The 24,750-nt window shown below is 67.1% G+C and carries 25 protein-coding genes; 13 read left to right on the top strand and 12 right to left on the bottom strand.

The window, feature by feature from the left end; all coding sequences use genetic code 11:
- Positions 1-178 precede the first annotated feature (178 nt).
- The 3 genes from C6P61_RS02945 (at position 179) to gloA (ending at position 2,700) form a co-directional block, all read left to right on the top strand.
- Positions 179-856: a response regulator transcription factor gene (locus C6P61_RS02945; RefSeq protein ID WP_105728434.1), complete on the top strand. Its 678-nt coding sequence runs from the start codon at positions 179-181 to the stop codon at positions 854-856.
- On the top strand, positions 853-2,214 hold the full coding sequence (locus C6P61_RS02940) for a sensor histidine kinase (protein WP_105728433.1): 1,362 nt from the start codon (positions 853-855) through the stop codon (positions 2,212-2,214). Before C6P61_RS02945 ends, C6P61_RS02940 begins: the two co-directional genes overlap by 4 nt.
- Positions 2,215-2,286: 72 nt before the next feature.
- Complete coding sequence (gene gloA, locus C6P61_RS02935) at positions 2,287-2,700, top strand: lactoylglutathione lyase (protein WP_105728432.1); 414 nt, start codon at positions 2,287-2,289, stop codon at positions 2,698-2,700.
- Positions 2,701-2,704: 4 nt separating this feature from the next.
- On the opposite strand, the gene C6P61_RS02930 is transcribed toward gloA, so the two are convergent.
- The 5 genes from C6P61_RS02930 to C6P61_RS02910 all read right to left on the bottom strand — a co-directional run bounded on the left by C6P61_RS02930 (position 2,705) and on the right by C6P61_RS02910 (position 8,609).
- Positions 2,705-3,829, bottom strand: a complete 1,125-nt coding sequence (locus C6P61_RS02930) for a TIGR03364 family FAD-dependent oxidoreductase (protein ID WP_105728431.1) — start codon at positions 3,827-3,829, stop codon at positions 2,705-2,707.
- A gap of 27 nt (positions 3,830-3,856) precedes the next feature.
- The gene (phnX, locus tag C6P61_RS02925) at positions 3,857-4,669 is read right to left on the bottom strand and encodes a phosphonoacetaldehyde hydrolase (RefSeq protein ID WP_105728430.1); all 813 of its coding nucleotides are present in this window, start codon (positions 4,667-4,669) and stop codon (positions 3,857-3,859) included.
- Positions 4,670-4,712: 43 nt separating this feature from the next.
- Complete coding sequence (locus tag C6P61_RS02920; protein ID WP_244908744.1) at positions 4,713-6,416, bottom strand: putative 2-aminoethylphosphonate ABC transporter permease subunit; 1,704 nt, start codon at positions 6,414-6,416, stop codon at positions 4,713-4,715.
- Positions 6,413-7,480: a putative 2-aminoethylphosphonate ABC transporter ATP-binding protein gene (locus C6P61_RS02915; RefSeq protein ID WP_105728428.1), complete on the bottom strand. Its 1,068-nt coding sequence runs from the start codon at positions 7,478-7,480 to the stop codon at positions 6,413-6,415. The genes C6P61_RS02920 and C6P61_RS02915 overlap by 4 nt, the downstream gene beginning before the upstream one ends.
- 97 nt (positions 7,481-7,577) lie before the next feature.
- Positions 7,578-8,609, bottom strand: a complete 1,032-nt coding sequence (locus C6P61_RS02910) for a putative 2-aminoethylphosphonate ABC transporter substrate-binding protein (protein ID WP_105728427.1) — start codon at positions 8,607-8,609, stop codon at positions 7,578-7,580.
- Between the two features lie 183 nt (positions 8,610-8,792).
- Here C6P61_RS02910 and C6P61_RS02905 point away from each other — a divergent pair, with 183 nt between their 5' ends.
- Together C6P61_RS02905 and C6P61_RS02900 are read left to right on the top strand one after the other, a co-directional pair.
- Positions 8,793-9,497: an FCD domain-containing protein gene (locus C6P61_RS02905; protein ID WP_105728426.1), complete on the top strand. Its 705-nt coding sequence runs from the start codon at positions 8,793-8,795 to the stop codon at positions 9,495-9,497.
- Positions 9,498-9,524: 27 nt separating this feature from the next.
- Positions 9,525-10,385 (top strand): EamA family transporter, encoded by an 861-nt coding sequence (locus C6P61_RS02900; RefSeq protein WP_105728425.1) that lies wholly within the window; start codon positions 9,525-9,527, stop codon positions 10,383-10,385.
- Between the two features lie 35 nt (positions 10,386-10,420).
- On the opposite strand, the gene C6P61_RS02895 is transcribed toward C6P61_RS02900, so the two are convergent.
- The 4 genes from C6P61_RS02895 to C6P61_RS02880 form a co-directional block, all read right to left on the bottom strand.
- Positions 10,421-10,681 carry a hypothetical protein gene (locus C6P61_RS02895; RefSeq protein WP_105728424.1) on the bottom strand — a complete coding sequence of 87 codons (261 nt, stop codon included), beginning with the start codon at positions 10,679-10,681 and terminating at the stop codon, positions 10,421-10,423.
- A 245-nt stretch (positions 10,682-10,926) separates the two neighbouring features.
- Complete coding sequence (serS, locus tag C6P61_RS02890) at positions 10,927-12,258, bottom strand: serine--tRNA ligase (RefSeq protein WP_105728423.1); 1,332 nt, start codon at positions 12,256-12,258, stop codon at positions 10,927-10,929.
- Positions 12,259-12,308: 50 nt separating this feature from the next.
- Entirely contained in the window at positions 12,309-13,259 is a 951-nt protein-coding gene (ispH, locus tag C6P61_RS02885; RefSeq protein ID WP_105728422.1) for a 4-hydroxy-3-methylbut-2-enyl diphosphate reductase, read from the bottom strand.
- Positions 13,259-13,705, bottom strand: coding sequence for an FKBP-type peptidyl-prolyl cis-trans isomerase (locus C6P61_RS02880; RefSeq protein ID WP_105728421.1), 447 nt, complete (start codon positions 13,703-13,705; stop codon positions 13,259-13,261). The genes ispH and C6P61_RS02880 overlap by 1 nt, the downstream gene beginning before the upstream one ends.
- A 135-nt stretch (positions 13,706-13,840) precedes the next feature.
- Here C6P61_RS02880 and radC point away from each other — a divergent pair, with 135 nt between their 5' ends.
- From radC to C6P61_RS02860, 3 genes are all read left to right on the top strand, one after another.
- Positions 13,841-14,515, top strand: a complete 675-nt coding sequence (radC, locus tag C6P61_RS02875; protein WP_105728487.1) for a RadC family protein — start codon at positions 13,841-13,843, stop codon at positions 14,513-14,515.
- A 394-nt stretch (positions 14,516-14,909) separates the two neighbouring features.
- Positions 14,910-16,370: a methyl-accepting chemotaxis protein gene (locus C6P61_RS02865; protein WP_170067311.1), complete on the top strand. Its 1,461-nt coding sequence runs from the start codon at positions 14,910-14,912 to the stop codon at positions 16,368-16,370.
- A gap of 97 nt (positions 16,371-16,467) precedes the next feature.
- On the top strand, positions 16,468-17,130 hold the full coding sequence (locus C6P61_RS02860; RefSeq protein ID WP_105728418.1) for a Smr/MutS family protein: 663 nt from the start codon (positions 16,468-16,470) through the stop codon (positions 17,128-17,130).
- Here the strand turns inward: C6P61_RS02860 and C6P61_RS02855 are convergent.
- Entirely contained in the window at positions 17,042-17,941 is a 900-nt protein-coding gene (locus C6P61_RS02855) for a hypothetical protein (RefSeq protein ID WP_105728417.1), read from the bottom strand. The two genes, C6P61_RS02860 and C6P61_RS02855, sit on opposite strands and share 89 nt — an antisense overlap.
- A gap of 223 nt (positions 17,942-18,164) precedes the next feature.
- Here C6P61_RS02855 and C6P61_RS02850 point away from each other — a divergent pair, with 223 nt between their 5' ends.
- Positions 18,165-19,004 (top strand): alpha/beta hydrolase, encoded by an 840-nt coding sequence (locus C6P61_RS02850; RefSeq protein ID WP_105728416.1) that lies wholly within the window; start codon positions 18,165-18,167, stop codon positions 19,002-19,004.
- On the opposite strand, the gene C6P61_RS02845 is transcribed toward C6P61_RS02850, so the two are convergent.
- Both C6P61_RS02845 and C6P61_RS02840 read right to left on the bottom strand, forming a co-directional pair.
- Complete coding sequence (locus tag C6P61_RS02845; RefSeq protein ID WP_105728415.1) at positions 18,979-20,358, bottom strand: heavy metal sensor histidine kinase; 1,380 nt, start codon at positions 20,356-20,358, stop codon at positions 18,979-18,981. The genes C6P61_RS02850 and C6P61_RS02845 overlap by 26 nt on opposite strands.
- Complete coding sequence (locus C6P61_RS02840) at positions 20,355-21,041, bottom strand: heavy metal response regulator transcription factor (RefSeq protein WP_105728414.1); 687 nt, start codon at positions 21,039-21,041, stop codon at positions 20,355-20,357. Before C6P61_RS02840 ends, C6P61_RS02845 begins: the two co-directional genes overlap by 4 nt.
- Positions 21,042-21,185: 144 nt before the next feature.
- Here C6P61_RS02840 and C6P61_RS02835 point away from each other — a divergent pair, with 144 nt between their 5' ends.
- Genes C6P61_RS02835 through C6P61_RS02820 form a run of 4 tightly spaced genes read left to right on the top strand, consistent with a single transcriptional unit; the run spans position 21,186 to position 24,747 of the window.
- Positions 21,186-22,289: a hypothetical protein gene (locus tag C6P61_RS02835; RefSeq protein ID WP_146114957.1), complete on the top strand. Its 1,104-nt coding sequence runs from the start codon at positions 21,186-21,188 to the stop codon at positions 22,287-22,289.
- Positions 22,290-22,300: 11 nt separating this feature from the next.
- Entirely contained in the window at positions 22,301-23,698 is a 1,398-nt protein-coding gene (locus C6P61_RS02830) for a multicopper oxidase family protein (RefSeq protein WP_105728412.1), read from the top strand.
- Positions 23,699-23,735: 37 nt separating this feature from the next.
- Positions 23,736-24,254 (top strand): cupredoxin domain-containing protein, encoded by a 519-nt coding sequence (locus tag C6P61_RS02825; protein ID WP_105728486.1) that lies wholly within the window; start codon positions 23,736-23,738, stop codon positions 24,252-24,254.
- A 22-nt stretch (positions 24,255-24,276) separates the two neighbouring features.
- Entirely contained in the window at positions 24,277-24,747 is a 471-nt protein-coding gene (locus tag C6P61_RS02820; protein WP_105728411.1) for a DUF411 domain-containing protein, read from the top strand.
- Positions 24,748-24,750 lie beyond the last annotated feature (3 nt).

Here is a 24,750-nt window from a genome sequence, read left to right as displayed (position 1 = left end):
CCGAGATGAAAAAGTCCCTGTTCGCCATCCTGACCGCCGCTGCCGTCACCGTCCGTCCGGTCCAGACCCAGGCCGCTGCCTGAAGATCTTGCAGGGTTTTCGGGCCCTGTAGGTGGACGCATCCGGCCAGGCGCTCCACTTTTTATCGACAATCCAGGCATCTACTGTTGACGATGCCATGCGACTGTTATTAGCCGAAGACGACGACATGCTGGGCTCCAGCATGCAAAAAGCCCTCAAACTGGCCGGGTTCCAGGTTGACTGGGTCAAGGACGGCGCTGCCGTCCTGAGCCAGGTGGCCGACAGCCACGACGCCCTGCTGCTCGACCTCGGCCTGCCCGAGCTCGACGGGCTGCAAGTGCTCCAGGCCCTGCGTCAGCGCGGCCAGCATCTGCCGGTGCTGATCGTTTCAGCGCGCCAGACGGTGGAAGACCGGATCGGCGGCCTCAACCGCGGCGCCGACGACTACATCACCAAGCCCTTCGACCTCAACGAGCTGATTGCGCGTCTGCACGCGCTGATCCGGCGCAACCAGGGCCGCAGCCAGCCGGTGCTCAACTTCGGCACGCTGCAGCTCGACCCGATCCGGCGCGAAGCCTGGCTCGCCGGCCAGGGGCTCGAACTCTCGCAGCGCGAGTTCGACCTGCTCGAACACCTGATGGAACGCCCCGGCACGGTGCTGTCGCGCGAGCAGCTCGAGGCCCGGCTCTACGGCTGGCAGGAGGAAGTCGCGAGCAATGCGATCGAGGTCCACCTGCACCATCTGCGCCGCAAGCTCGGCAGCGACTGGATCAAGAACGTGCGCGGCGTCGGCTACAAGCTGGTCGATGCCTCGGCAGCGCGACCCGCGCCATGAACTCGATCCACTCGCGCCTGCTGGTCTGGCTGATCGGCGCGCTGCTGCTGAGCAGCCTGCTGGCCAGCGCGCTGACCTACGAGATGGCCTGGCGCGGCTTCAACACGCTGCGTGACTACGGGCTCGAACAGATCGCCTATTCGATCGTGCGCCATGACACCCAGGACTGGCTGACCGACCAGCCCGATCCGGAGCCGACTGCGCCGAGCGATCAACAGGTCGCGGCCGAACCCAGCCAGGAGCAGGCCCAGGACGATGGCCAGTTCGTGAGCCAGATCTGGACCAGCAACGGCCGGCTGATCTATTCCTCGCTGACCGACACCGGCCCGCCGCTGCAGGAGCCCGGCCTGCATCAGGTCGAATGGGACGGCACGCACTGGCGCACCTACACGCTGCACGACCGCGAGCGCGTGATCCAGGTCGCCAACCCGGCCGAGCGCCGCTGGCACGCCTTCCTTGAATATGTACCCAGCCTGCTGGCGCCACTGGCGCTGCTGCTGCTGCTGCTGGGCTTCCTGATCAGCGCGGCCGTCAGCGGGGCGCTGCAGCCGCTGCGCCGCTTGCGCGACGAGATCGGCACGCGCGATGTCGCGCTGCTGAGCCCGCTGGCGCCGGACGAGATGCCCGACGAAGTGCAGCCGCTGGTCGACACACTGAACCAGCTGCTGGCCAAGGTCGACCGGCTGCTGGCAACGCAGCGCGCCTTCCTGGCCGATGTCGCGCACGAGCTCAACACGCCGCTGGCCGCGATCAAGCTGCAGGTCCAGCTGGCACAGCAGGCACAGGCCACGGGCCAGCCGGTGTCGCTCGACGACCTGGAGGCCGGCATCGAGCGCGCGGTGCACCTGGTCGCGCAATTGCTGCAGATGGCCCGGCTCGAGCCCGACGCGCGCCCGCTCGAGCTGCAGCCGGTCGCACTCGAACGGCTGGCGCGCGAGCGCGTGCTGGCCTTCCTGGCGCAGGCCGAACAAAAGGACATCGACCTCGGGCTGGAGTCCGAGGGCCCGCTCGAGGTCCAGGGCGACCCGCAGCAGCTGCGCGTGCTGGTCGACAACCTGATCGACAACGCGCTGCGCTACTGCCCCAGGGGCGCACGCATCGATGTCCGGCTGCGCAGGCAAGCCGGCCGCACGGTGCTCGAGGTGGCCGACGACGGCCCCGGCATCGCCGAGGCCGACAAGACCCGGGTGCTGCAGCGCTTCGTGCGCCTGCGCCCGGCCGACACCACGGGCAGCGGGCTCGGCATGGCGATCGTGCGCCAGATCGTCGAACAGCATCACGCCAGCTTGAGCCTGCTCGACACCCCGGGCGGCGGCCTGACGGTGCGGGTCAAGTGGCCCGCTGGCGGGCAGGTCTGAAGTCCGGCAGGCGCGCAGGGAATTTTTGGCGTAGCGGCGGGGCTGGCCAGCTGATATCGCACAATCATGAGCATGAAAATCCTGCATACCATGCTGCGCGTCGGCCACCTCGAGCGCTCGATCGCCTTCTACACCCAGGTGCTGGGCATGAGCCTGCTGCGCCGCTCCGAGAACCCCGAGTACCGCTATTCGCTGGCCTTCCTGGGCTATGAAGGCGGCAATCCGGCCCAGGCCGAGCTCGAACTGACCTTCAACTGGGACACTGATCAGTACGACATGGGCACGGCCTACGGCCATATCGCGATCGGCGTGCCCGATGCCTACGCGGCCTGCGCGGCGATCAAGGCCGCCGGTGGCCAGGTCACGCGCGAGGCCGGCCCGGTCAAGGGCGGCAGCACCGTGATCGCCTTCGTGACCGACCCGGACGGCTACAAGATCGAATTGATCCAGCGCGCCGAAGACCAGGCCGGCGTCGGCCTGCGCTGAAGCCTCAATCGCCCAGGGCGAGCGCGACCAGCTCCTCGGCAAAGGCAAACGAGGTCGAGGCTCCGGTGCCGCCGGTCACGATGCCGACCGCCACGCCCGGTGCCGGCTGCGCCTTGTAGACCACATCGGAGGCCGAGGCATAGGTACCGGTCCAGCGCTGCTCGACGCTGGCGCCCGGCAGCTTGAGCACGCGCTGGAGTTCATCCTGGATCAGCGCGTCAATGTCGTCGCGGGCAAACGGGGCTTCGGCCTGGCCGTAGACATGGCTGTCGCCGACCACCAGCGAGCCGTCGGCCGATTGGACGGCGATCAGGTGGATGCCCCATTTCAGATGCTCGGCCTGTTCGGCCTGCAGTCTGGCACGCAAGGGCGCCGCTTCCGGCAGATCGGCATAGCCCTCGTAGCGCACCAGGCTCAGGTCCGACATCACCGAACCGGGCAGCTGCAGTGGCTGGGCCGGACGCACCCGCATCATCTGCAGCGTGCACAGGGTGATGCCGGCCTGGGCGATCAGTTCCGGATAGAGGGTGTTGAGGTCATGGCCGGGGCAGACCACACAATGCTCGGCATGAAACAGGCCTTGACTGGTGTGGATGCGCGGCAGTTCGATCTGCTGGACCGGGGTGTTCCAGTAGAAATCCACGCCGAGCGACTGTTGCAGCCAGCGGCTCAACAGCGGAATCGCGTCGCGTGACTCGACCCGGCGCTCGTGCGGACTGTGCAGGACGCCGACGCCGTCCTGCAACTGCGGCAGCTCATGGGCGGCCTCGGACCGGCTCAGCAGCCGACAGCCCTGCCCCATCTCGGTCTGCATGAAGGCCTCGAGCAGATCGAGGGCCTCGGGGCGCTGCGCCAGCAGGTAAAGGCCCTGGTGCACCACGTCGATGCCGGCTTGCGGCGCCACCTGCTGCCAGATGTCGCGCGTGCGCATGGCGCGGCGCCAATGCTCGCCGCGGCGCTGGCCGGTCACCGTGACGAAACCGAAATTGCGCACCGAGGCGCCGACGCACTGGGCATTGCGCTCCAGCACCGCCACGCTGAGCCCGCGCTGGCGCGCCGCATAGGCGGTGGCCAGGCCGATCACGCCAGCGCCGACCACCACCAGGTCGTAATGTTTTTCGCTCTTCATAGCTTGCTCCAGATGTTGTGCAGGGCTTCAGGGACGTTCGCCGCGGGCCAGCCGCTGCTCGATCAGTTCGAGCACCGGCAGCAGATCGGCCACGCTGTCGATCACATAGTGGGCGCCAGCGGCCCGGAACTCGGTGCCCACGCGCTGGCGCACCACGGCGCGCTCACTGTCGGAGGCGGCCTGGTATTCGGCCAGGGTCCAGCCGGCCGGACTCCCCGAGAGCGCGAGTCCGACCGTCCACATGCCGGCGTTCAGCCCTTCGGCGATGCCCGGCAGGGTGTCGTCAACCTTGACGCAATGCGAGACCGCGCCGAGCTTGAGCTGGCGCACGCAGTCGAGCGCCATCCAGGGACCGGGACGGGCGCCGGCCTCCAGGTCGTCGGCGCAGACGGTGCAATCCGGGGCATAGCCGCTGGCCGCGGCAATCTCGATCAGCCTTGCCATGACCTGGCGCGGGTAGCCGGTGGTCGAACCCACGCGATAGCCCTGTTCGCGCAGCTGGGCCACGGTCTCCAGGGCGCCGGGGATCAGGTCGGCGTGCAGACCGACGCGCTCGACCTGCAGCGGGATGAAGGTGTCGTAGATATGCCGGATGTCGGCGTCGTTCATCGGACGACCGAACTGGGCCGCCCAGCGCGCACCCACGACCGGGTCCCGGCCCAGCGCCTCGATATGCTGCCACTTGCCCAGGCCCATCGGGCCGCGGGCCTCGGCCAGCGTGAGGTCGAAGTCGTAGGCAGCCTTGAAGGCATCGACAAAGATCTGGGTCGGAGCGAAGGAGCCGAAATCGACGATGGTGCCGGCCCAGTCGAAGATGACGGCTTCCAGTTGATGGCGCATGATGGATGTCCTGTTGAGTTGAGGGTCTGGCCTGGGCCAGGAGTTAATGCTTGGCGCTGCGCCAGGCCTGGTGGCGTTGCAGCAGCAGATGGGTGAGGGCCGAGTACAGCAGGCTGAAAGCGGCCGTGGTCACGATGATCAAGCTGGCCATGGCGGCGGCCGGTCCCAGTTCACCCGCCTCGTCGAGGTTCAGGATCGCGACCGAAGCCGGCAGCGTGTCAGGCGAATACAGGAAGACCAACGCCGAGACCGTGGTCATCGCGTTGATGAACAGATAGCGGAAGATCTCGAGCACCGCCGGCAGGCAGACCGGCAGGGTCACGCGCCAGAAGGTGACGAACTGCGACACCTTGAGCGAGGCCGATACCGCTTCGAACTCGCGGTCCAGGCTCTTGAGCGCGGTCAGCGCGGTCAGGTGGCAGGAGCTGTAGTAATGCACCACGTTGACGATCACCAGGATCGCGAAGGTCTGGTACAGGCCGTTGAGCGGGTTGTCCGGATGATTGAAGAACAGGATGTAGCCGATGCCCAGCACCAGTCCCGGCACCCCCATCGGCAGCGAAGCCATGCCCTGGACCAGCGCATGCAGGGCCGACTGGCGCGCGCCGGTCTTCTCGAGCAGATAGGCGGTCACGAAGATGAAGGGCGTGCCGAGCAACGCGGTCAGCAGCGCGATCTGCAGGCTGTTCAGATAGGCGCCCAGCACGCCGGCTTCGACCAGGCCGTAGCGGTAGTGGCCCAGCGTGAGCTCGAGGTTGTACGGCCAGAAGGTGATCACCGAGGTATAGGCCGCCATGCCCAGCACCTCGAGCATGGCACCGGCCAGCAGCAGGGTGAACAGCAGCAGCGGGCCGTCGCGGCGCCAGTCGGGCCGGGGCCGATAGGGCACGGCGCGCGCCGTCAGGCTGGCTTGCTGGCGCCGCTGTACCTGGCGGTCGACCACGAAGGCGAACAGCACCGGCAGCAGCAGCACCAGCGCCACCACGGCACCGCGACCGAAATTCTGCAGGCCGACCACCTGGACATAGATCTCGACCGCCAGCACCTTGAAGTTGCCGCCGATCACCTTGGGGATGCCGAACTCGCTGACCGAGTACGAGAACACCACCATCGCGGCGCTGATCAGGCCGTACTTGGCCGCGGGCAGGGTCACGGTCAGGAACTTGCGCCAGCGCGTAGCCGAGAGCGCATCGGCTGCCTCGTAAAGCCGTCCGTCCGAGCTGGCCAGTGCGACGACCAGGATCATCAGGGCATGCGGGAAGCTCGAGAACACCGTGGCCATGACGATGCCGACCGGGCCGTAGACGCTGGTCTCGCCGAGCCAGGACTTGAGCAGGCCCTGGGTACCGAACCACTGGATGAAGGAGATGGCACCGACCAGCGACGGCCCGAGCAGGGGCGACAGCCCGATCAGGCGCCACAGGCCCTTGAACGGCAGGCAGGAGCGCTGGATCGCATAGGCATAGAGGAAGGCCAGCGGCACCGTGATCAGCGTGACCACCAGCGCCACCCAGAAGGTATTCCAGAGCGCCGTGGCCATGCCGGGTATGGCGGCAAATTCGCGGAAGCGGGCCAGGCTGGTCTGACCCTGCTCGTCGAGCAGGCTGTGGCTGAACAGGGCGCCCAGCGGCAGCAGCAGGAAGACACAGAGTGCCAGCGCGGCGAGGCCGAGCAGGACGCCGCCCGCTGGCGCACGCTCCGCAGCCGGCAGGCGCCAGCGGGAGCTCAGGGAGGACATGGCGTTCATGCTGACTCCGGCATCGGTAAAAGGTGTTCGGCCGGGATGCCGACACGCACCGTGGAGCCGGCATGGATCGGGCGACCGGCCAGGTAGTTGCTGGAGAACTGCGCCAGCAGCGGGCGGCTGCCCTGGCCGACCGGCGTCAGCGTGACGAGCGAGAAAGCGCCGAGAAACTCGCATTTGTCGACCGTGGCGAAGAAGCTGTTCTCGGCCTGGTCGAGGGTGTCGAGCAGGCGGATGTCCTCGGGCCGGACATTGAAGCGGTAAGCGCGCCCCGGACTCAGTGCCGCCGCGCTGCGCAAGCGCAACGGGCCCTGGCTGACATGCTGCGGGTCGATCGCCTCGGCTTCGATCAGGTTGCTGCGACCGATGAAGTCGGCCACGAAGTCGTTGCGCGGGAAGCGGTAGATGTCGTGCGGATCACCGACTTGCTGGATGCGACCGCTCTTCATGACCACGATGCGGTCCGCCATCGCCAGGGCCTCCTCCTGGTCGTGGGTCACCATCAGGGTGGTCACGCCCAGGTTCTGCTGCAGTTGCCGGATTTCGGAGCGCAGGCGCACGCGTTCGATCGCGTCGAGCGCCGACAGCGGCTCATCGAGCAGCAGCAAGTCGGGCTGGGTCGCCAGCGCGCGCGCCAGGGCGATGCGCTGCTGCTGGCCGCCCGAGAGCTGGGCCGGGTATTTGTTCTCGCTGCCGGGCAATCCGACCAGCCGGAGCATCTCGTCGACGCGCTGCTGGAAGGCCTCGCGGCCGGCGCGCCGCTGATTGAGTCCGTAGGCCACGTTCTGGCCGACGTTCAGGTTCGGAAACAGGGCGTAGGACTGAAAGACGATGCCGTAGTCGCGCGCGGCCGGCGACAGCCTGGAGATGTCGCGGCCGGCATGCAGGATCTGCCCGCGGTCCTGCCGTTCGAGGCCGGCAATCGTGCGCAGCAAGGTGGTCTTGCCGCAGCCCGAGGGACCGAGCAGGACCAGGAATTCGCCGCGCTCGACCGAGAGCTCGATGTGGTCCAGGGCCGTGAAGCTGCCGAACTGCTTGTGCAGGCTTCTGATTTCAAGATGAGCCATATGAGATACCTCGGAAGGGGGCGAATGCGATCACCGTGACGCACCCAGGCGGCCCAGCGACTCAAGGCCTGGCGCCTGGAACTGCGGAGCTGACGATTTACTTCTTCGGCTCGGACTTGGCGGAATAGCGCTTCTGCCACTCGGTCAGGATCGCGTCGCGGTTCTTGCCCATCCACTGGAAGTCGTTCTTGACCAGACGCTGCTCATAGTCGGTCGGCACATGCTTGAGGCGGGTGACGATGCCCGGAATCGCGACCAGGGCGAAGTTCCTGGCATAGAGCTCGTTGGCCTCGCGGCTGGACGCCCAGTCGGCCAGCTTCCTGGCAGCTTCCAGGCGCGGCGTGTCCTTGACGATGCCGATCGCCTCGATGTCCCAGCCCAGGCCTTCCTTCGGGAACACGACATCGATCGGAGCGCCCTTGGCGCGCACGGTGTTGGCGCGGTATTCGAACGCGATCCCGACCGGGAACTCGCCGGCACCGGCCATCACGCAGGGCTTGGAGCCCGAATGGGTGTAGACCGCGATGTTCTCGTGCAGCTTGTCCATGTAGTCCCAGCCGCCCTTCTCGCCGAACATCTGCAGCCAGGCCGTCACGTCGAGGAAGCCGGTGCCCGAGGAGTTCGGGTTCGGCATCACGATCTTGCCCTTGAACTCGGGCTTGAGCAGGTCCTTCCAGCTTTCGATGCGCGGCAGGCCCTGCTTGGCGGCCTCGGCGACGTTGTAGCAGATCGCTGCGCCCCAGACATCCATGCCGACCCAGTTCGGCTTGGCGCCGCCCGAGGTGAAGCGCGGGTTGATCGCCTTGAGGTTGGCCGGGGCGTAGGGCTGGAGCATGCCCTCGCGCTCGAACACCACCATGCTGGAAGCGGCCACGCCCATGATCACGTCGGCGACCGGCTTGTTCTTCTCGGCCAGCAGCTTGGCCGTGACGATGCCGGTGGAGTCGCGCGTCCACTTGATCTCGATCTCGGGGTTGGACTTGTTGAAGGACTCCTGGTAGGCCTTGAGCTGGTCGGTCTCCAGCGCGGTATAGACATTGAGGACGGTTTTTTGCGCCATGGCCGGCAGGGCTGCGGTGGCAGCCAGAACGGCCAGGACCAGGGACTGTGCGAGTGGTTTCAGCTTCATGAGATAACTCCTGTTGAGGATCAAAACTTCATCGCCACAGTCCCGGTACGACGGTTTCACCGGCTGACCCGGACTGCAACTGCGCCCAGCTTAAAGCCCAACAATGTCAGATTGTTGACAATCTACAGTTTTCACAACTGGCTACAATCGCGTCACAGTCATTCATTTGCCGAGGTCGAACCGATGTCCACCCTGCTTGCCCAACCCGCCGAGAAAGCGCTGGCCCTGGTCCAGAGCACTTCGCTCACGCGCCTGGTGCTCGAATCGATCGAGGAAATGATCTTTTCCGGCGAGCTACCGCCAGGCACCAAGCTCAATGAAGCCGCGCTGGCCCAGCGCTTCGGGGTCTCGCGCGGACCGCTGCGCGAAGCCTTCCACGCGCTCGAGGAGTCGGGCCTGATCCGCCAGGAAAAGAACCGCGGCGCCCATGTGCGCGAGATCAAGCTGTCGGAAGCCGCTGACATCTACGACCTGCGCGCCGGCCTCGACGCCACCGCGGGCCGCCTGCTGGCCGAGCGCCTGACGCCGGAACAGCTGCACACCCTGCGCGAGCTGACCGAGGCCATGAAGGCCGTGCGCCCGGACGAGGTCGAGCGCTTCCACGAACTCAACCTGAGCTTTCACGACTGCCTGGTGGCCATGGCCGGCAATCCGGTGCTGACCTCGCATTACCGCAAGCTCAGCAAGCTGCTGACGCTGTTCCGGCGCCGCAACCTGATGGCGCCGATGGCGATTCCGCATTTCGCCGACGAGCACAGCGCAATCGTCGACCTGCTGGCCGCGCGCGACGGGGCGGGCTGCGCGCAAGCGCTGTTCGAGCATGCCCGGGGCGGACGCGCGCGCATGCTCAGAGACGGCGAACTGGCCGGGGTGCCGGATGGCCGCTGAAAACGGACCCGGCGAGGCAGGTCCGCCATGGTGCTGAGCCAGATCCCCGCCAACGTGGTGCTGGCGGTGCTGGCCGCCGCGCTGATGCACGCGAGCTGGAACGCCTTGATCCGTGGCGCGCCGGACAAGGGGCTCTACACCCTGCTGCTCCATGTCTGCAGCGCGCTGCTGGCCAGCGTCGGACTGCTGTTCGTGGGCGGACCGGACCCGGCAAGCTGGCCCTTCCTGGGCCTGTCGGCCTTGCTGCACACCGCCTACATCCTGTGTCTGATGCGGGCCTACGAAGGCGGGCAGCTCGCGGTCAGCTATCTGCTGATGCGCGGACTGGCGCCCTTGCTGGTCTGCCTGCTGTCGACGCCGCTGCTGGGCGAAACCCTGTCGTTCGGGGCCTGGCTGGGAATCGCCTGCATCCTGGTCGGGGTGCTGACCATCGCCTCGACCTCGGGCCAGCCGCTCGGACTGGTGCTGCGCCATCCCTCGGGCCAGGCGGCCTTGTTCAATGCCGCGATCATCGCGGCCTACACGCTGGTCGACGGCCAGGGGGCTCGGCTGTCAGGCAACCCGGTCGGCTATGTGCTGGCGCTGGCGCTGTTCGAGCCGCTGGTGATCCTGGCCCATCAGCTGCGCCGGCGCCGCCCCGCCGTGCTGCATTACTTCAGGCGGCACTGGCCGCTCGGTTTCCTGGGTGCGGCAGTGGCGACCTCGGCCTACTGCATCGTGCTGTGGGCCATGACCCAGGCGCCGATCGCCGTCGTGGCGGCCATGCGCGAGAGCTCGGTCATCTTTGCCGTGCTGATCGGCAGCCTGTGGTTCAAGGAGGGGCGCTTGCGTGCCGGCCTGCTGGCCGGCCTCTGCGTCGTGGCCGGGGTGCTGCTGCTCAAGCGCTGAAGCGGGCGGCATCAGCCCGCCCGCTGGAGGGGGGCTCAGTCGGCCTGCGTGCGTTCCTCGGCCAGCTTGACGACCACATCGATCAAACGCGTCTTTTTCGCGTAATGACGGTCGAGCGTCCATTCCCGCATGATCTCGACCGCCAGGTCGAAGTCCTTGGGTTCGAGTTCGTAGAGCTTGCCAAGCTGGAAGGGGTGGTCGTTCTGCAGGGCCAGCACCAGATTGGTCAGGGTGACGGCATTGGCGGCTTGGGGGTCAGCTTCGATCAGCTTGCGGGCCTTCTTGATGGCGAGCATGGTCTTCCTTTAAAGGCGGCTGCAGCTGGGCCGAGAGAATGAAACGCCAGCTGCTGGGGACTAACCTTGTCAATTCTAAGGAACCCTATGCAGAATTTGATGTCATTTTTGTTATAGGTGCCGAATCTACCGTTCAGTCGGCTTCACCAGCGTTGCACCCGCAGGAATGCGCCGATGGCGGGCGCAGCCAAAAAAAACGCTCCCGGCAGCAGGGAGCGTGGTTCAGGCCGGCAAGCCGGTCGCGATCAGAGCGTGACCGCGCCGCCCAGGTAGGGCCGCAGCGCGACCGGCAGCGTGATGCTGCCGTCGGCGTTCTGGTAGTTCTCCAGCACCGCGACCAGGGTGCGGCCGACCGCCAGGCCCGAGCCGTTGAGCGTGTGCACGAGCTCGTTCTTGCCCTGCGCGTTCTTGAAGCGGGCCTGCAGGCGGCGGGCCTGGAAGGCTTCGCAGTTGGACACCGAACTGATCTCGCGGAAGGTGTTCTGCGCCGGCAGCCAGACCTCGAGGTCATGCGTCTTGGCGGAACCAAAGCCCATGTCGCCCGTGCACAGCGCGATCACGCGGTACGGCAGGCCCAGCGCCTGCAGCACGGCCTCGGCGTGGCCGGTCATTTCCTCCAGCGCCTCATAGCTTTTCTCGGGATGGACGATCTGCACCATCTCGACCTTGTCGAACTGGTGCTGGCGGATCAGGCCGCGCGTGTCGCGACCGGCGCTGCCAGCCTCGGAGCGGAAGCAGGGGCTGTGCGCGGTCAGCTTGATCGGCAGTTCGGACTCGGCCACGATCTCGTCGCGCACGAAGTTGGTCAGCGGCACCTCGGAGGTCGGGATCAGGTAGAGGGCCTGGGTGTCGGGCACCTCTTCACCTTCCTGGCCGCCCTTCTTGGCCGCGAACAGGTCGGCCTCGAACTTGGGCAACTGGCCGGTGCCGCGCAGCGACTCGGCGTTGACGATGTAGGGCACATAGCACTCGGTGTAGCCATGCTGCTGGGTCTGCAGATCGAGCATGAACTGGGCCAGCGCGCGGTGCAGGCGGGCAACCGGACCCTTCATGACGGCAAAGCGCGAACCCGACAGCTTGGCCGCGGTCTCGAAGTCCAGGCCCAGCGGCTCGGCCAGCGCGACATGGTCCTGGGCCGCGAAGCCGAGCTCGGGCGGGTTGGCGCCGAAACCGCCCTGCGGGCTCCAGCGGCGCAGCTCGACGTTGCCGGATTCGTCCGCACCGACCGGCACGCTTTCGTGCGGCAGATTCGGCACCGCCTGCAGCAGCGCCAGCAGCTCGCCCTGGATCTGGTCCAGCCGGGCGGCGGAATGCTCGAGCTCGGCCTTGTACTGGCCGACCTCGGCCATCACGGCATCGGCCTCGGCATGCTGGCCCTTGCCCTTGAGCATGCCGATCTGCTTGGACAAGGTGTTGCGGCGCGACTGCAGTTCCTCGGTGCGGATCTGCAGCGACTTGCGCTCGTGCTCGAGCGACTGGAAGGCGTCGACGTCGAGGAAGGCTTGCGGGTTCTTGCGGGTTTGCAGGCGGGCGACGACGGCGTCGAGGTCCTTGCGCAGCAGGGTGATGTCTAGCATGGGTTCTGATCCTGATGAAATATGGGGAGCCGAGGCAGGCGCAGCAGCGCTCAGGCCGGATCGGCTTCGATCTTGAGTCCCTTGGGCAAGGGGAACTTGGTGGTCTCGCGCACGCCGTCGAGGCTGCGCACCGAAACCGCGCCGAGGGCCTTGAGGCGCTGGACCACGCCCTGCACCAGGTCTTCCGGGGCGGACGCGCCGGCGGTCACGCCGACGCATTGGCGGCCCTCGAACCAGGAGTCCTGCAGCTCGCTGGCGTCATCAACCATGTAGGCCGGCACGCCCAGCCGCTCGGCGAGTTCGCGCAGGCGATTGGTGTTCGAGCTGGTCGGGCTGCCGACCACGACCACCGCATCGACCTGGGTCGCCAGCAGCTTGACCGCATCCTGACGGTTCTGTGTCGCATAGCAGATGTCTTGCTGCTTGGGCGACTGGATATGGGTGAAGCGCGCCTTGACCGCCGCCATGATCGCGGCCGCGTCGTCCACGCTCAAGGTGGTCTGGGTAACCACTGCGAGCCGGTCGGTTTGCGACGGCTGCACCTTGGCGACATCCTCGACATCCTCGACCAGGTGGATGCCGCTGTCGAGCTGGCCCATCGTGCCTTCGACCTCCGGATGCCCCTTGTGGCCGATCATGATGAACTCGTAGCCTTCCTTGTGCAGCTTGGCGACCTCGACATGGACCTTGGTCACCAGCGGGCAGGTGGCGTCGAAGATGCGGAATCCGCGCGCCTTGGCCTCGCGCTGCACCGCCTGGCTCACGCCGTGCGCGCTGAAGACCAGCGTCGCGCCGGGCGGCACTTCGTCGAGTTCCTCGATGAAGATGGCGCCGCGGTCTTTCAGGTCGTTGACGACATGGGTGTTGTGCACGATCTCGTGCCGGACGTAGATCGGACGACCGAACTTCTCCAACGCGCGCTCGACGATCTCGATCGCGCGATCGACGCCGGCGCAAAAGCCGCGCGGCTCGGCCAGCAGAATTTCCTGCGGGGCAGTCATCACAGCACCCCGATCAGCTGGACTTCGAAGCGCACCGGCTGGCCAGCCAGCGGGTGGTTGAAGTCGAAGCGCACCGCGCCGTCGGCGTTGACCTCGAGCACGGTGCCGGCATAGCTGCCGAGTCCGTCGGGGGTCGGGAACTGCACCACGTCGCCAGTCACATATTGCTCGCTGCGGTCGCCGAGCTGGTCGAGCAGCTTGCGCGCGACCCACTGCACCATCTCGGGCTGGCGCTCGCCGAAGGCCTCGCCAGCAGCGAGCTCGATCACGGTCTGCGTGCCCTCCTCCAGGCCGAGCAGGCGCGCCTCGATCGCGGGCGAGAGTTCGCCGCTGCCCAGGCTCAGCGTGGCCGGCTGGGCCTCGAAGGTATTGATGAAGTCGCGCCCGTCCGGACCCGAGAGGCGGTAATGCAAGGTGAGGAAGGAATCGGATTCGACTTGAGCCATGGGATTGACACCTGCGGACGCAAAAATGGTAAAAACACCGCACAAACCGGGAGGCGTGCGTCAAGGCACGCCCCGGGCAGGGGCGCCAGACCCCTATTGTAGGAAAGGGAGGGTCCCCGCATGGCCGGCAAGCGCATTGCACTCGAAGGACTGCCCAGCGACTCGCGCCCGCGCGAGAAGCTGCTGCAGCGCGGCCCCTCGGCGCTCAGCGATGCCGAACTGCTCGCGCTGCTGCTGCGCACCGGCACAGCGGGCAAGAACGTGCTGCTGCTGGCGCAGGAACTGGTCGACGGTTTCGGCGGCGTTGCCGGCCTGCTGCACAGCGGCGCCGACGAGCTCGGGCGCGTCAAGGGCCTGGGGCCGGCCAAGCGCGCCGAGCTGCTGGCGGTGGTCGAACTCGCGCGCCGCGCGCTGGCGCAGGAAATCCGGCAAAAGCCGCTGTTCGACAGCCCGCAGGCGGTCGCGCATTACCTGCAGCTGCATTTCGGCCACAAGCCGCACGAGGTGTTCGCGGTGCTGTTTCTCGACAGCCAGCACCGGCTGCTGGCGCTCGAAGAACTTTTCAGGGGCACATTGGCACAGACCTCGGTTTATCCACGCGAGGTCGTGCTGCGTGCGCTGCACCACCACGCGGCGGCCGTGGTGCTGGCGCACAACCACCCGAGCGGCACCGCCGAGCCCTCGCGCGCCGACGAGATGCTGACGCAGACGCTCAAGTCCGCGCTGTCGCTGGTCGATGTGCGCGTGCTCGACCATTTCGTCGTCACCGCATCGGCCTGCCGCTCGATGGCCGAACTCGGCCTGGTCTGAAGTTGCGCAATCAGACGGTGGCGCACGCCTTGAGCGTGGAAACGGCGAACGCCTCGCGAGGGCACTTCTGATCAATGTCAAATGCAGAGCGAGTCTCGAACAATCGCCGAGAAAAATGTTTAATATAGATGTTGTAGCAAAACTGCTTCGTAAATAAGGGCTGCAGTTTGCCCACGAGAAAACTGGACATTGCTCTCGTCATGGCAAAAACTCTCGGAGTTTCATGCCGGTACGCGGCTGGACTTGGCTGCCGAGTCGTCGAGCACCGGCGTCGGTCGCCACGGGTCTTGCACCGAGAACGCCAGCACAGTTTTCATTGGATCAACAAATCAACGCGATCGCACCATCGCCACGGGCAATCTTCTAGAACATGTTCTCATTAACAAAGCAATTGATGTTGGGGCTCAGGTTTCCGGCCAAGATGGGCCTGACGCTCGCTCCGATTGTCCTGATTGCGGCCTGGTTGGCCGGGCAGGCAAGCGCTGTCGTCGGAGCGCCGCTGGCCTGGGGCTGCCTCGGCTTGGGACTGACGCTCTCGGCCTACCTGGGAACCTGTTTCCACTTGTCGGTGCTCGGCGGCGTGAAGGCCTTGCGGCGCCACATGATCAACATCTCGATGGGTGAATTGCGCAACGATATCCAGGCCAAGGGCAAGGACGAGTTCACCCGGCTGATGCATGAATTGAACAATATGCAGATCGGATTGCGCGAGACCGTGGTGCTGGTCCAGTCCAGCAGCTCGGAGGTGGTCCAGTCGAGCACCGAAATCGCGGGAGGTGCGCAGGATCTGTCGAGCCGGGTCGAATCGGCGGCGGCGGCGCTCGAGGAACTGGCGGCCGCGCTCGATGAGTCGAGCTCCGTGACGGCGCATACCGCGGAATCGGTGGCCAAGGCATCCGAGCTGGCGCTCAACAACGCCGTGGTCGCGCAGCGAGGCGGACAGGTGATGGCAGACGTGGTCAGCACCATGGAGCATATCCAGCTCTCCTCGAGCAAGATCAACGACATCATCGGCGTGATCGACGGCATCGCCTTCCAGACCAATATCCTGGCGCTCAACGCGGCCGTGGAAGCCGCACGTGCCGGCGAGCAGGGCCGAGGCTTTGCCGTGGTCGCCGGAGAAGTGCGCAGTCTGGCACAACGCAGCGCGACAGCCGCGCGCGAAATCAAGGACCTGATCAACGCCAGCGTCGGCGAGATCAACCACGGGGTCAATGTGGTGCGCGGGGCCGGGAACGAGATGCAGGAGATCGTGACCAATGCGGATCACGTGCGCCAGCTGATGGAGGAGGTGGCACGGGCGGCGCGCGAGCAAAGCCAGGGCATTGCGCAAATCGGCATGGCGATCCAGGGGCTCGACCAGAGCACCCAGGCCAACGCGGCGCTGGTCGAGGAAACCGCCGCCGCCGCGAGCAGCCAGCAGGCGGCCGCGATCAGGATGGCCGCGATGGTGGACGAATTCCGGCTGCCAGGCGGGGTCAGTTCCAGCTCGAAAGTCGAGGGCCTGGACATGGACGCCTTCATCGACGCGCACAGACAGTGGAAAGTCAAGTTGCGCGAAGCGATCGAGAATCGCGACAAGGTCGATACCGAGACCCTCAAGCGCGACGATTGCTGTGCGCTGGGTCAATGGATCTACGGAGACGGGGAGCGGCGTTTTGGCGGCAGGCCCTCTTTTGTCGACCTGTTGTCGCAGCACCGCGACTTCCATCGGGTGGCTGGCGGCGTGGCCGAGATAATCAACGCGCAGCGCTTCATCGACGCCGAGGATGCCCTGGCACCGGGCACGCCGTTCAGCAACGCCACGCGCAGCGTGGTGCACGTCCTCTCCACGGTCAAGCGCATGGGATTCTGAATCCCCCCAGCCCTGCTGGGTTGGGCAGGGCGAAATCTGCCCTGATGACAAGCCACTAGCCCGGCATGGCACGCGGCGGTGCGCGACAATCCGGCTCATGAAAGTGCGCTCGCTGCCCGAACTCAAGACCCTGCGCAAGGCGCTGGCGGAGCAGGCTGCGCGCCTGGCCGCCGAGCGAGCCGCGGCCGAGGCGGCGCGGCGCGAGGCCGAGGAGCGCCTGCACAAGGACCGGCTGCTGTTCGAGCGCACGGTCGGCGCAGTGCAGCGCCTGCCGCACCATGGCCGCCACCTGGCCCGGCCGCACCCGCCGCTGCCGCGGCCGCAGCAGCGCGAACTCGACGAACAGGCCGTGATGCGCGAAGCGCTCAGCGACCTGTTCGATGCCGAGACGCTGCTGCACACCGACGAACACCTGAGCTTTCGCCGCCCCGGCGTCGGCCCCGAAGTCGCGCGCAAGCTGCGCCAGGGCGACTGGAGCCTGCAGGCGCAGATCGATCTGCACGGCCTGCGCACCGACGAGGCGCGCGAGACCCTGGGTCACTTCATCCGCGAGGCGCACAAGCGCGGCCTGCGCTGCGTGCGGGTGGTACACGGCAAGGGGCTGGGCTCGCCCGGCAAGACACCGGTGCTCAAGAGCCGGGTGCACAGCTGGCTGGCGCAGAAGAACGAGGTCATGGCCTTCGTGCAGGCACGCCCGGCCGAGGGCGGAGCCGGCGCGCTGGTCGTGCTGCTGCGGCCTTCGCCCCACCCGCATCACTGACCGGCGTCAGGACCGGCGCATGGACCAGCGCCAGGCTGAACCAGACACCAATGCTGAAGTACAGGGTCATCCAGGCCATCTCGCTCTGCCAGTCCTGCCAGCGGTGCGAGACCACCCAGCGGCCCGAGGCGTCAAAGAAGCCCTGTGCCAGGCTCAGGTAGCGCCGACCGCTGGCCTCGTCGGCAAGCCAGCGCTGCCAGTACATCGGCACATCGACCAGCAACATGAAAGCCACATAGGCCAGGCCGGCCAGGCAGGTGCCGGCCAGGATGGGGCGCAGCGCGGCCGGAAAGCGCGGCCAGATCGTCACCAGCGTCGCGACCAGCAGCGCCGCCGTCATGCCCCAGAGCGTCTCCTCGACCACATGACCGAGGTTGGAGGTGGTCAGCACCGAATACCAGGAAAAGCACTCGGCCAGCGCGATCAGCGGAATCACCGACTGCGAGACGGCCTTGCCGACCCGGCTGCCGGTCACCTGGGCGATCTCGCACAGCAACAGTGCCCACTGGGCGACGAAGCAGAGCTCGGCCAGGGTCGCGACCGAACGCCCGACGATCACGCTCGAGAACCAGGAATCGAACAGGCAAAAGCGCGGCACGTCGAACACCGGCAAGGCCGAACGGTAGGCGCAGCCCAGCACATAGGCCGCCGACAGGATCAGCTGCCAGCGGCGCGCGGCATAGACCGGAGCCGGCAACAGGGCCTGGCGCTGGCGCAGCAGGCGGGCCGACCACAGCAGGGCCATGACATTGACCGCGCTGACCCCGCAGAGCAGCAACCACCACGAGAAAATCTCGGCAGACAGGGACATGGCTGATTGGGGTGAGTGTAGACCGATTGCGAGCCCGATGGCGGGCGCGACTGCCGACGCGGTGCAACGAGCCGGGCCGACTCCAGTTGAACATTGTGACTGGCGCTTGACCGGGTCGGCAAGGGCCGGCGCACGGATCGCACCAGTCATCAGGCTGCCATCGCGAGCCGCTAGGCTCGGCGCCTGACATCGGGCGGGATGGCCTGCCCAGGCTGAAATCCCCTTGCTGCTGCCATTGCTCCTGCTTGCCATTGCCCTCGCCCTGCTGACGCTGCCGCTGGCCTTGCAGAGAAACCTGCTGTTTCCGGCACCGAAGAAGAATGCGGTGCTGGCCTCCAGCTCGCACCGGATCGAGGAGTTCGCGATCCCGGTCGGCGAGCGGTCGCTGCGCGCCTATCTGGCCAGTCCGATCGACGCGCCTGCCCGCCCCAGCGGCCTGCTCTACTTCAACGGCCGGCGCGAACACCCGACCTCGATCTTCCGCTGCCTGGGCCAGATGCCCGACCAGCATCTGCTCTGCTTCCACTACGAGAAGCTGGGGCCTTCGCTGCGCAAGCCCGACGAGGCGCGCCTGGTCGCCGATGGAGTGGCCATGCTCGACTGGCTGTCTGCGACCCTGGGGCTGGACCCGTCAGAACTCGCGATCGCGGGGCGCAGCCTGGGCTCCGGCATCGCGATCCAGGTCTGCGCCTTGCGCCCCGTACGCCGACTGGTGCTGGTCTCGCCCTACGCCCGGCTGATCGAGCCGGTGCGCGCGGCACTGCCCTTGATGCGGGAATGGATGCTCAAGGACCAGTTTCGCTCGGTCGAGCATATCGAGCGCGTGACTTGCCCGACCCTGCTGGTGCTGGGCGAGCGCGACCAGACCGTGCCGGCAGCGGCCTCGCGCCGCCTGTTTCGCGCCTGGCCGGGCGAACTGAGCGAATGCTCGATCGCGCACAGCGGGCACCGTGGCCTGCTCAAGCGGCCCGAGGTGCAGCGGGCGATTGCCGAATTCTGCCGCCCGGATAGCTCCGACCGGCCTGCGCCGGGCCACGTCAGGACAGCGGAAACCGCAGCGTAAAGCAGGTCCAGCCAGCGGCCGAGGTCACCGCCGCCTGCCCGCCATGGGCCTGGACGATGGCCTGGGTGATCGCCAGGCCCAGGCCGGCGCCCTCGGTATCGGGGTGGGCGCGCGACTTGTCGGCGCGAAAGAAGCGGTCGAACAGGCGTGGCAGCAGCTCGGGGGCTATGGTGCTGCCGCTGTTGCCGACTTGCAGGCTGATCGCGCTGGGCCGGCTTTCGATCACCACCTCGACCTGGCCGCAGGGCGGCGTGTGGCGCAGCGCATTCGACAGCAGGTTGCTGATCGCGCGGCGCAGCATCAGCCGGTCGCCGCTCAGCACGGCGGTGCCCGAGCAGTGCAACTCGATCTGCTTTTCCTCCGCCAGCGCCTCGTAGAAGTCGAACAGGGCCCGGACCTCGTCGGCCAGGTCGATCGGCTCGGTGCGCGGCAGCAGCAGGCCATGTTCGGCCTTGGCCAGCAACAGCATGTCCGACACCATGCGCGCCAGGCGCTGGAACTCCTCGGCATTCGAGGCCAGGATCTCGCGGTAGGCGGCGGCGTCGCGCGGCTGGGCCAGCGCGACCTGGGTCTGGGTCAGCAGATTGCTGATCGGTGTGCGCAGCTCATGCGCCAGGTCGGACGAGAACTCCGACAGGCGCTGGAAATCGCGCTGCAGCCGCTCGAGCATCTCGTTGAGCGAATGGGCCAGATCGGCCATTTCCACCGGCACGGCCTCGGCCGGCATGCGCTGGTCGAGCTTGTGCGCGGTCACCGCCTGCGCCCTGGCCTTCATGGCCCGCAGCGGCGCCAGACCAGTGCGCGCCGCCCACCAGCCCAGCATGCCGCTCAGGCCGGCGGCCAGGCCCGCATAGAGCCAGAGTGCCGCCCGCAGCGCGCTGATGAAATGGGCGTGGTGCAGGGTGTCGAGGGCGACCCAGATCCGCATGTCCTGGCGCAGTCCAGCGTGAGCGGGCGCGGCCGCGGACAGGGCCCGGAATTCCCGTTCGCCCTGCAGCCAGGTGAAGAATGCCGGCCCGGCGTTGATGCCGTGCGCCCTGACCAGCTCGGAGGGAAAACTGAACTGGGCGCTGGCATACAGCACGCTGCCGGCCGCGTCGTCGACCCGCACGAACAGGCCCGGGTGGTTCTGCAGCGCATCGTCGAGCCGACGCTGCAGATCGGTCGCCGAGCCCGCCTTGGCCACGCTGTCCTGGATCAGCTCGATCTTGTCGTGCAGGGTGTCGCGATCGAGCACCTCGAAATGCCGATCCACCGCGACAGCCGTCAGGCCCGCCATGCCGAGCAGCAGCAGGGCCGACACCAGGCTGTAGAGCAGCGTCAGCCGCGTGGTCAGCGACAGGCGCTCGATCACGGCGCCGGTTCCGGGATTTCGAGCACATAGCCCATGCCGCGCACGGTCTGGATCAGCCGGGGCTCGAAGCCCTCGTCGACCTTGGCGCGCAGGCGCCGCATCGCGACCTCGATCACATTGGTGTCGGAGTCGAAGTTCATGTCCCAGACCTGGGATGCGATCAGCGAGCGCGGCAGCACCTCGCCGTGGCGGCGCATCAGCAGCTCGAGCAGCGCGAACTCCTTGGCGGTCAGCTCGATGCGCTTGCCGGCCCGGCTGACGCGCCGGCGCAGCAAGTCGAGCTCGAGGTCGGCCACTTGCAGGGCAGTCGCTTCCACGCCCGAGCGCCCGCGCCGCAGGATGGTGCGGACCCGGGCCAGCAGTTCGGCGAAGGAAAACGGCTTGACCAGGTAGTCGTCGGCACCGAGCTCGAGCCCCTTGACGCGGTCCTCGACCTGGTCGCGCGCGCTCAGGAACAGCACCGGGACCAGATGGCCCTGTTCGCGCAGGCGCTGCAGCAGCTGCCAGCCGTTGAGCCCCGGCAGCATGACATCGAGGATCAGCAGGTCGAAATCCTGCTGCTGCGCCAACTGCAGCCCGGCCAGGCCGTCGCTGGCCAGCTCAACGCCAAAACCGGCCTCGCGCAGTCCCTGCCTCAGGTAGTCGCCCGTCTTGGGCTCGTCTTCGACGATCAATATCTTCACGCTGGCTCTCCTGGCCAGAATTCTCGCCGCTGGCGGACCAGGCCGCCGCCAGATGACAGATTTGTAATCTTCCCGACAGCCGATTGACGGCATCGCCACCGCAGAATCCAGCCTTACCGATCAATTTCCCTTGGAGCGGCGCCCGTGATCCCCCCCTCTCTGTTCAACGCGTCCCGGCTCTGCCTGGCAGCGGGTCTGCTCATCCTGCCGGCCTGGGCCATGGCGCAGGCCACCAGCCCCGAATCGGCCTGGCGCGACGCTAACGCGGCGGTCGGCCAGTTCCCGCGCGGACATGCCGATCTGCTCAAGTGGGAGCAACAACAGGCCCCGGCCGCCGCACCGGTAGCTCCGGCTGTGCCTGAGCTGGCGCTGGTAACCGCCGAACAGGCCGTGCGCCAGGCCTGGCGCGCGCACCGGGAGCTAGCCCGTCCGCTGGCCCGGCTCGGCGCGCAAGACCTCGACCGGCTGGCAGGCGGGCGCTGGCTCGAACTCGACCCGAGCCTGAACTGGCGCATCCATGATTTCGGCGAACTGCTGGAAGTCGCCGTGCAGGCGCGCAAGGCCTGGACCGAGGCCGTGCTGAGCCAGCAAGCCCTGGCACCGCTGCGCCAGGCGCTGGCGGCCGCCGAGGCGGCACACGAGCTCGGCCAGCGCATGGTCAGCGTCGGCAACTGGAGCCGGTTGCAGCAGACCCCGGTGCAGCTGGCCCGCACCCAGGCCCAGATGAACCTGCGCCGGGCCCAGTACGCGGCAGCCCAGACCCAGGCCCGGCTGCTCAAGACGCTGGGACTCAGCGGCCTGCATGCCGCGGTCGGCCTGCCCGCGCAATTGCCGGAGCTACCAGCTGACGTCATGACCGAGATGCAATTCCAGCGCCGCCTGGCCGCGATCCAGTCCGAGCTGCCGCGCGGCAACCGGCTGCGCAACCAGGCCAATGCCCCGCTCGCCTTCGTGGCCTACCAGGCCAGCCTGGCGCTGGCCCGCGCCAGCCAGGACGAGCTGCTGCCGCTGCGCCAATACATCAGCGAGGAAACCGTGCTGCACTACAACGGCATGCTCAAGAGTACTTGGGACCTGCTGGCCGAGGTGCAGAACCAGGCGCAGGCCCAGGCCGGCGCGCTGGCAGCCCGGCGCGACTTCGAGCTTGCCAACATCGACCTGCAATCGGTGCTGCTGGGCGCCGAGATTGCCAGTCCGCTCGCGCTCGGCGCTGGCGGCAGCGACGCGCCCCAGTCGGCCGGCCATTGAAGGAATCCCCCATGAACCCGACCCATTCCAGAAGACAATTCTTTGCCGGCACGCTGGCGACCGTCGCCGGCCTGGCCGTGTCGCGCTCCGCGCTGGCCGGCCTGCCCGAGCCGGTGATCCAGAGCTCGGCCGCTACCGCCGCGCCACTGATTCCCAATACCGGCCGGCCCTACAACCCGGTCGTCACGCTCAACGGCTGGACCCTGCCCTGGCGCATGAAGGACGGCGTCAAGGAGTTCCACCTGGTGGCCGAGCCGGTGCTGCGCGAGGTCGCACCCGGCTTCAAGGTCAATATGTGGGGCTACAACGGCCAGAGCCCGGGACCGACCATCGAGGTGGTCGAGGGCGACCGGGTACGCATCTTCGTCACCAACCAGCTGCCCGAGCACACCACCATCCACTGGCATGGCCAGCGCCTGCCCAACGGCATGGACGGCGTCGGCGGACTGACCCAGCCGCAGATCCCGGTCGGCAAGACCTATGTCTACGAGTTCGAGGCGCGTCGCCCCGGCACCTTCATGTACCACCCGCATGCCGACGAGATGGTGCAGATGGCGATGGGCATGATGGGCTTCTGGGTCACGCACCCGAAGACCAGGCACCCGCAGATCAGCGAGGTGGAGCGCGATTTCTGCTTCCTGCTCAACGCCTTCGATGTCGAGCCCGGCAGCCGCACACCCAAGGTCAACACCATGACCGACTTCAACATCTGGTGCTGGAACAGCCGGGCCTTCCCGGCCATCGACAGCCTGAATGTGCGGCTCAATGACCGGGTCCGGATCCGGGTCGGCAACCTGACCATGACCAATCACCCGATCCACCTGCACGGGCATGAGTTCACCGTCACCGGCACCGACGGCGGTCCGACCCCGCCCGCGAGCCGCTGGCCCGAGGTCACGGCCGATGTCGCGGTCGGCCAGATGCGCCAGGTCGAGTTCATCGCCGACGAGCTCGGCGACTGGGCCTTCCACTGCCACAAGAGCCACCACACCATGGGCGCGATGGGCCACTCGGTCCCGACCATGGTCGGTGTCGACCACCGTGGCCTGGTCGGCAAGATCCAGCAGCTGGTGCCCGACTACATGGTGATGGGCGAGCGCGGCATGGCCGACATGGGCGAGATGGAAATGCCACTGCCCGACAACACCGCACCGATGATGACCGGCAGCGGCCCCTACGGCCCGCTCGAGATGGGCGGCATGTTCAGCGTGCTCAAGGTGCGGGCGGACCAGCAGCCCGGCGACTACCAGGACCCGGGCTGGTTCAAGCATCCGGTGGGCACCGTGGCGCGCGAATACACCGGTCCGGTAGCCGAAGCGACCAGACCGCCGTCGACCCCGACATCGCAGCCGGCTGGCAACGCCACGGTGCTGAAAGCCCGCAAGCCGAACCCGCATGCCGGGCATTGATACCCTGCCCTTTTCCTTCATCCGATCCAAAAACGACATGACTTCGAACAAATTCCGCTCCCTTCCCGCCCTGGGCCTGGCGGCCCTGCTGGCATTGAGCACCAGCGGCAGCTGGGCGGCTGGCGCCCATGCCAGCGGTCACGGCCACGCGGACCACCAGGACCATCACGCCAGCATGGAAACGTCTTACGGCAAGCCCGGCGACGCCGCCCGGGTCAAGCGCAGCATCGAGGTCGTCATGAGCGACGACATGCGCTTCACGCCGGCCAACATCCAGGTCAGGCGCGGCGAGACGGTGCGCTTCCTGGTCCGCAATGCCGGCCAGATCCGGCATGAATTCAGCCTCGGCACCAAGCAGGAGCTCGAAGAGCATTACGAACAGATGAAGAAGTTCCCGGACATGGTGCACGACGAGCCGAACAAGGTCTCGCTCGAACCGGGCCAGCAAGGCGAGGTGATCTGGCAGTTCACCCGGAGCGGCAAGGTCGACTTCGCCTGCCTGCATGTGGGCCATTACGAAGCCGGCATGAAGGGCCAGGTCAGCGTCGGCAAGTAATCATTCGACCAGGAGCAAGGCCATGGAAAGCATCAACCGTCAGCGTCGTCTGCTCTTGACTGGCGCTGCCGCGCTCGGGCTGGCAGCCAGCGGCCTGGTCCGTGCCCAGGCAGCACAGGGCATCGAGGTCTGGAAGGACCCCAACTGCGGCTGCTGCCAGGACTGGATCAGCCACCTGGAGCAGAACGGCTTCAAGGCCAAGGTCTTTGAGACCGGCAACAATGCGGTCCGCGCCCGGCTCGGCATGCCGCAACCGCTCGGCTCCTGCCATACGGCGCTGGTGCAGGGCTATGTGATCGAAGGCCATGTGCCGGCCAAAGACATCCAGCGCCTGCTGAAGGAAAAACCCAAGGCGCTGGGCCTGGCCGTACCCGGCATGCCGATCGGCTCGCCCGGCATGGACGGTCCGGCCTATGGCGGCCGGCGCGACCGCTACGAGGTGCTGCTGGTGCTCAAGGACGGCAGCACCCGGGTCTTCCAGCGCCACGCCTGAAGC

The organism is Malikia spinosa (genome assembly GCF_002980625.1).
GTDB classification, from domain to species: Bacteria; Pseudomonadota; Gammaproteobacteria; order Burkholderiales; family Burkholderiaceae_C; genus Malikia; species Malikia spinosa.
This window is presented reverse-complemented; position numbering and strand designations above follow the sequence as displayed.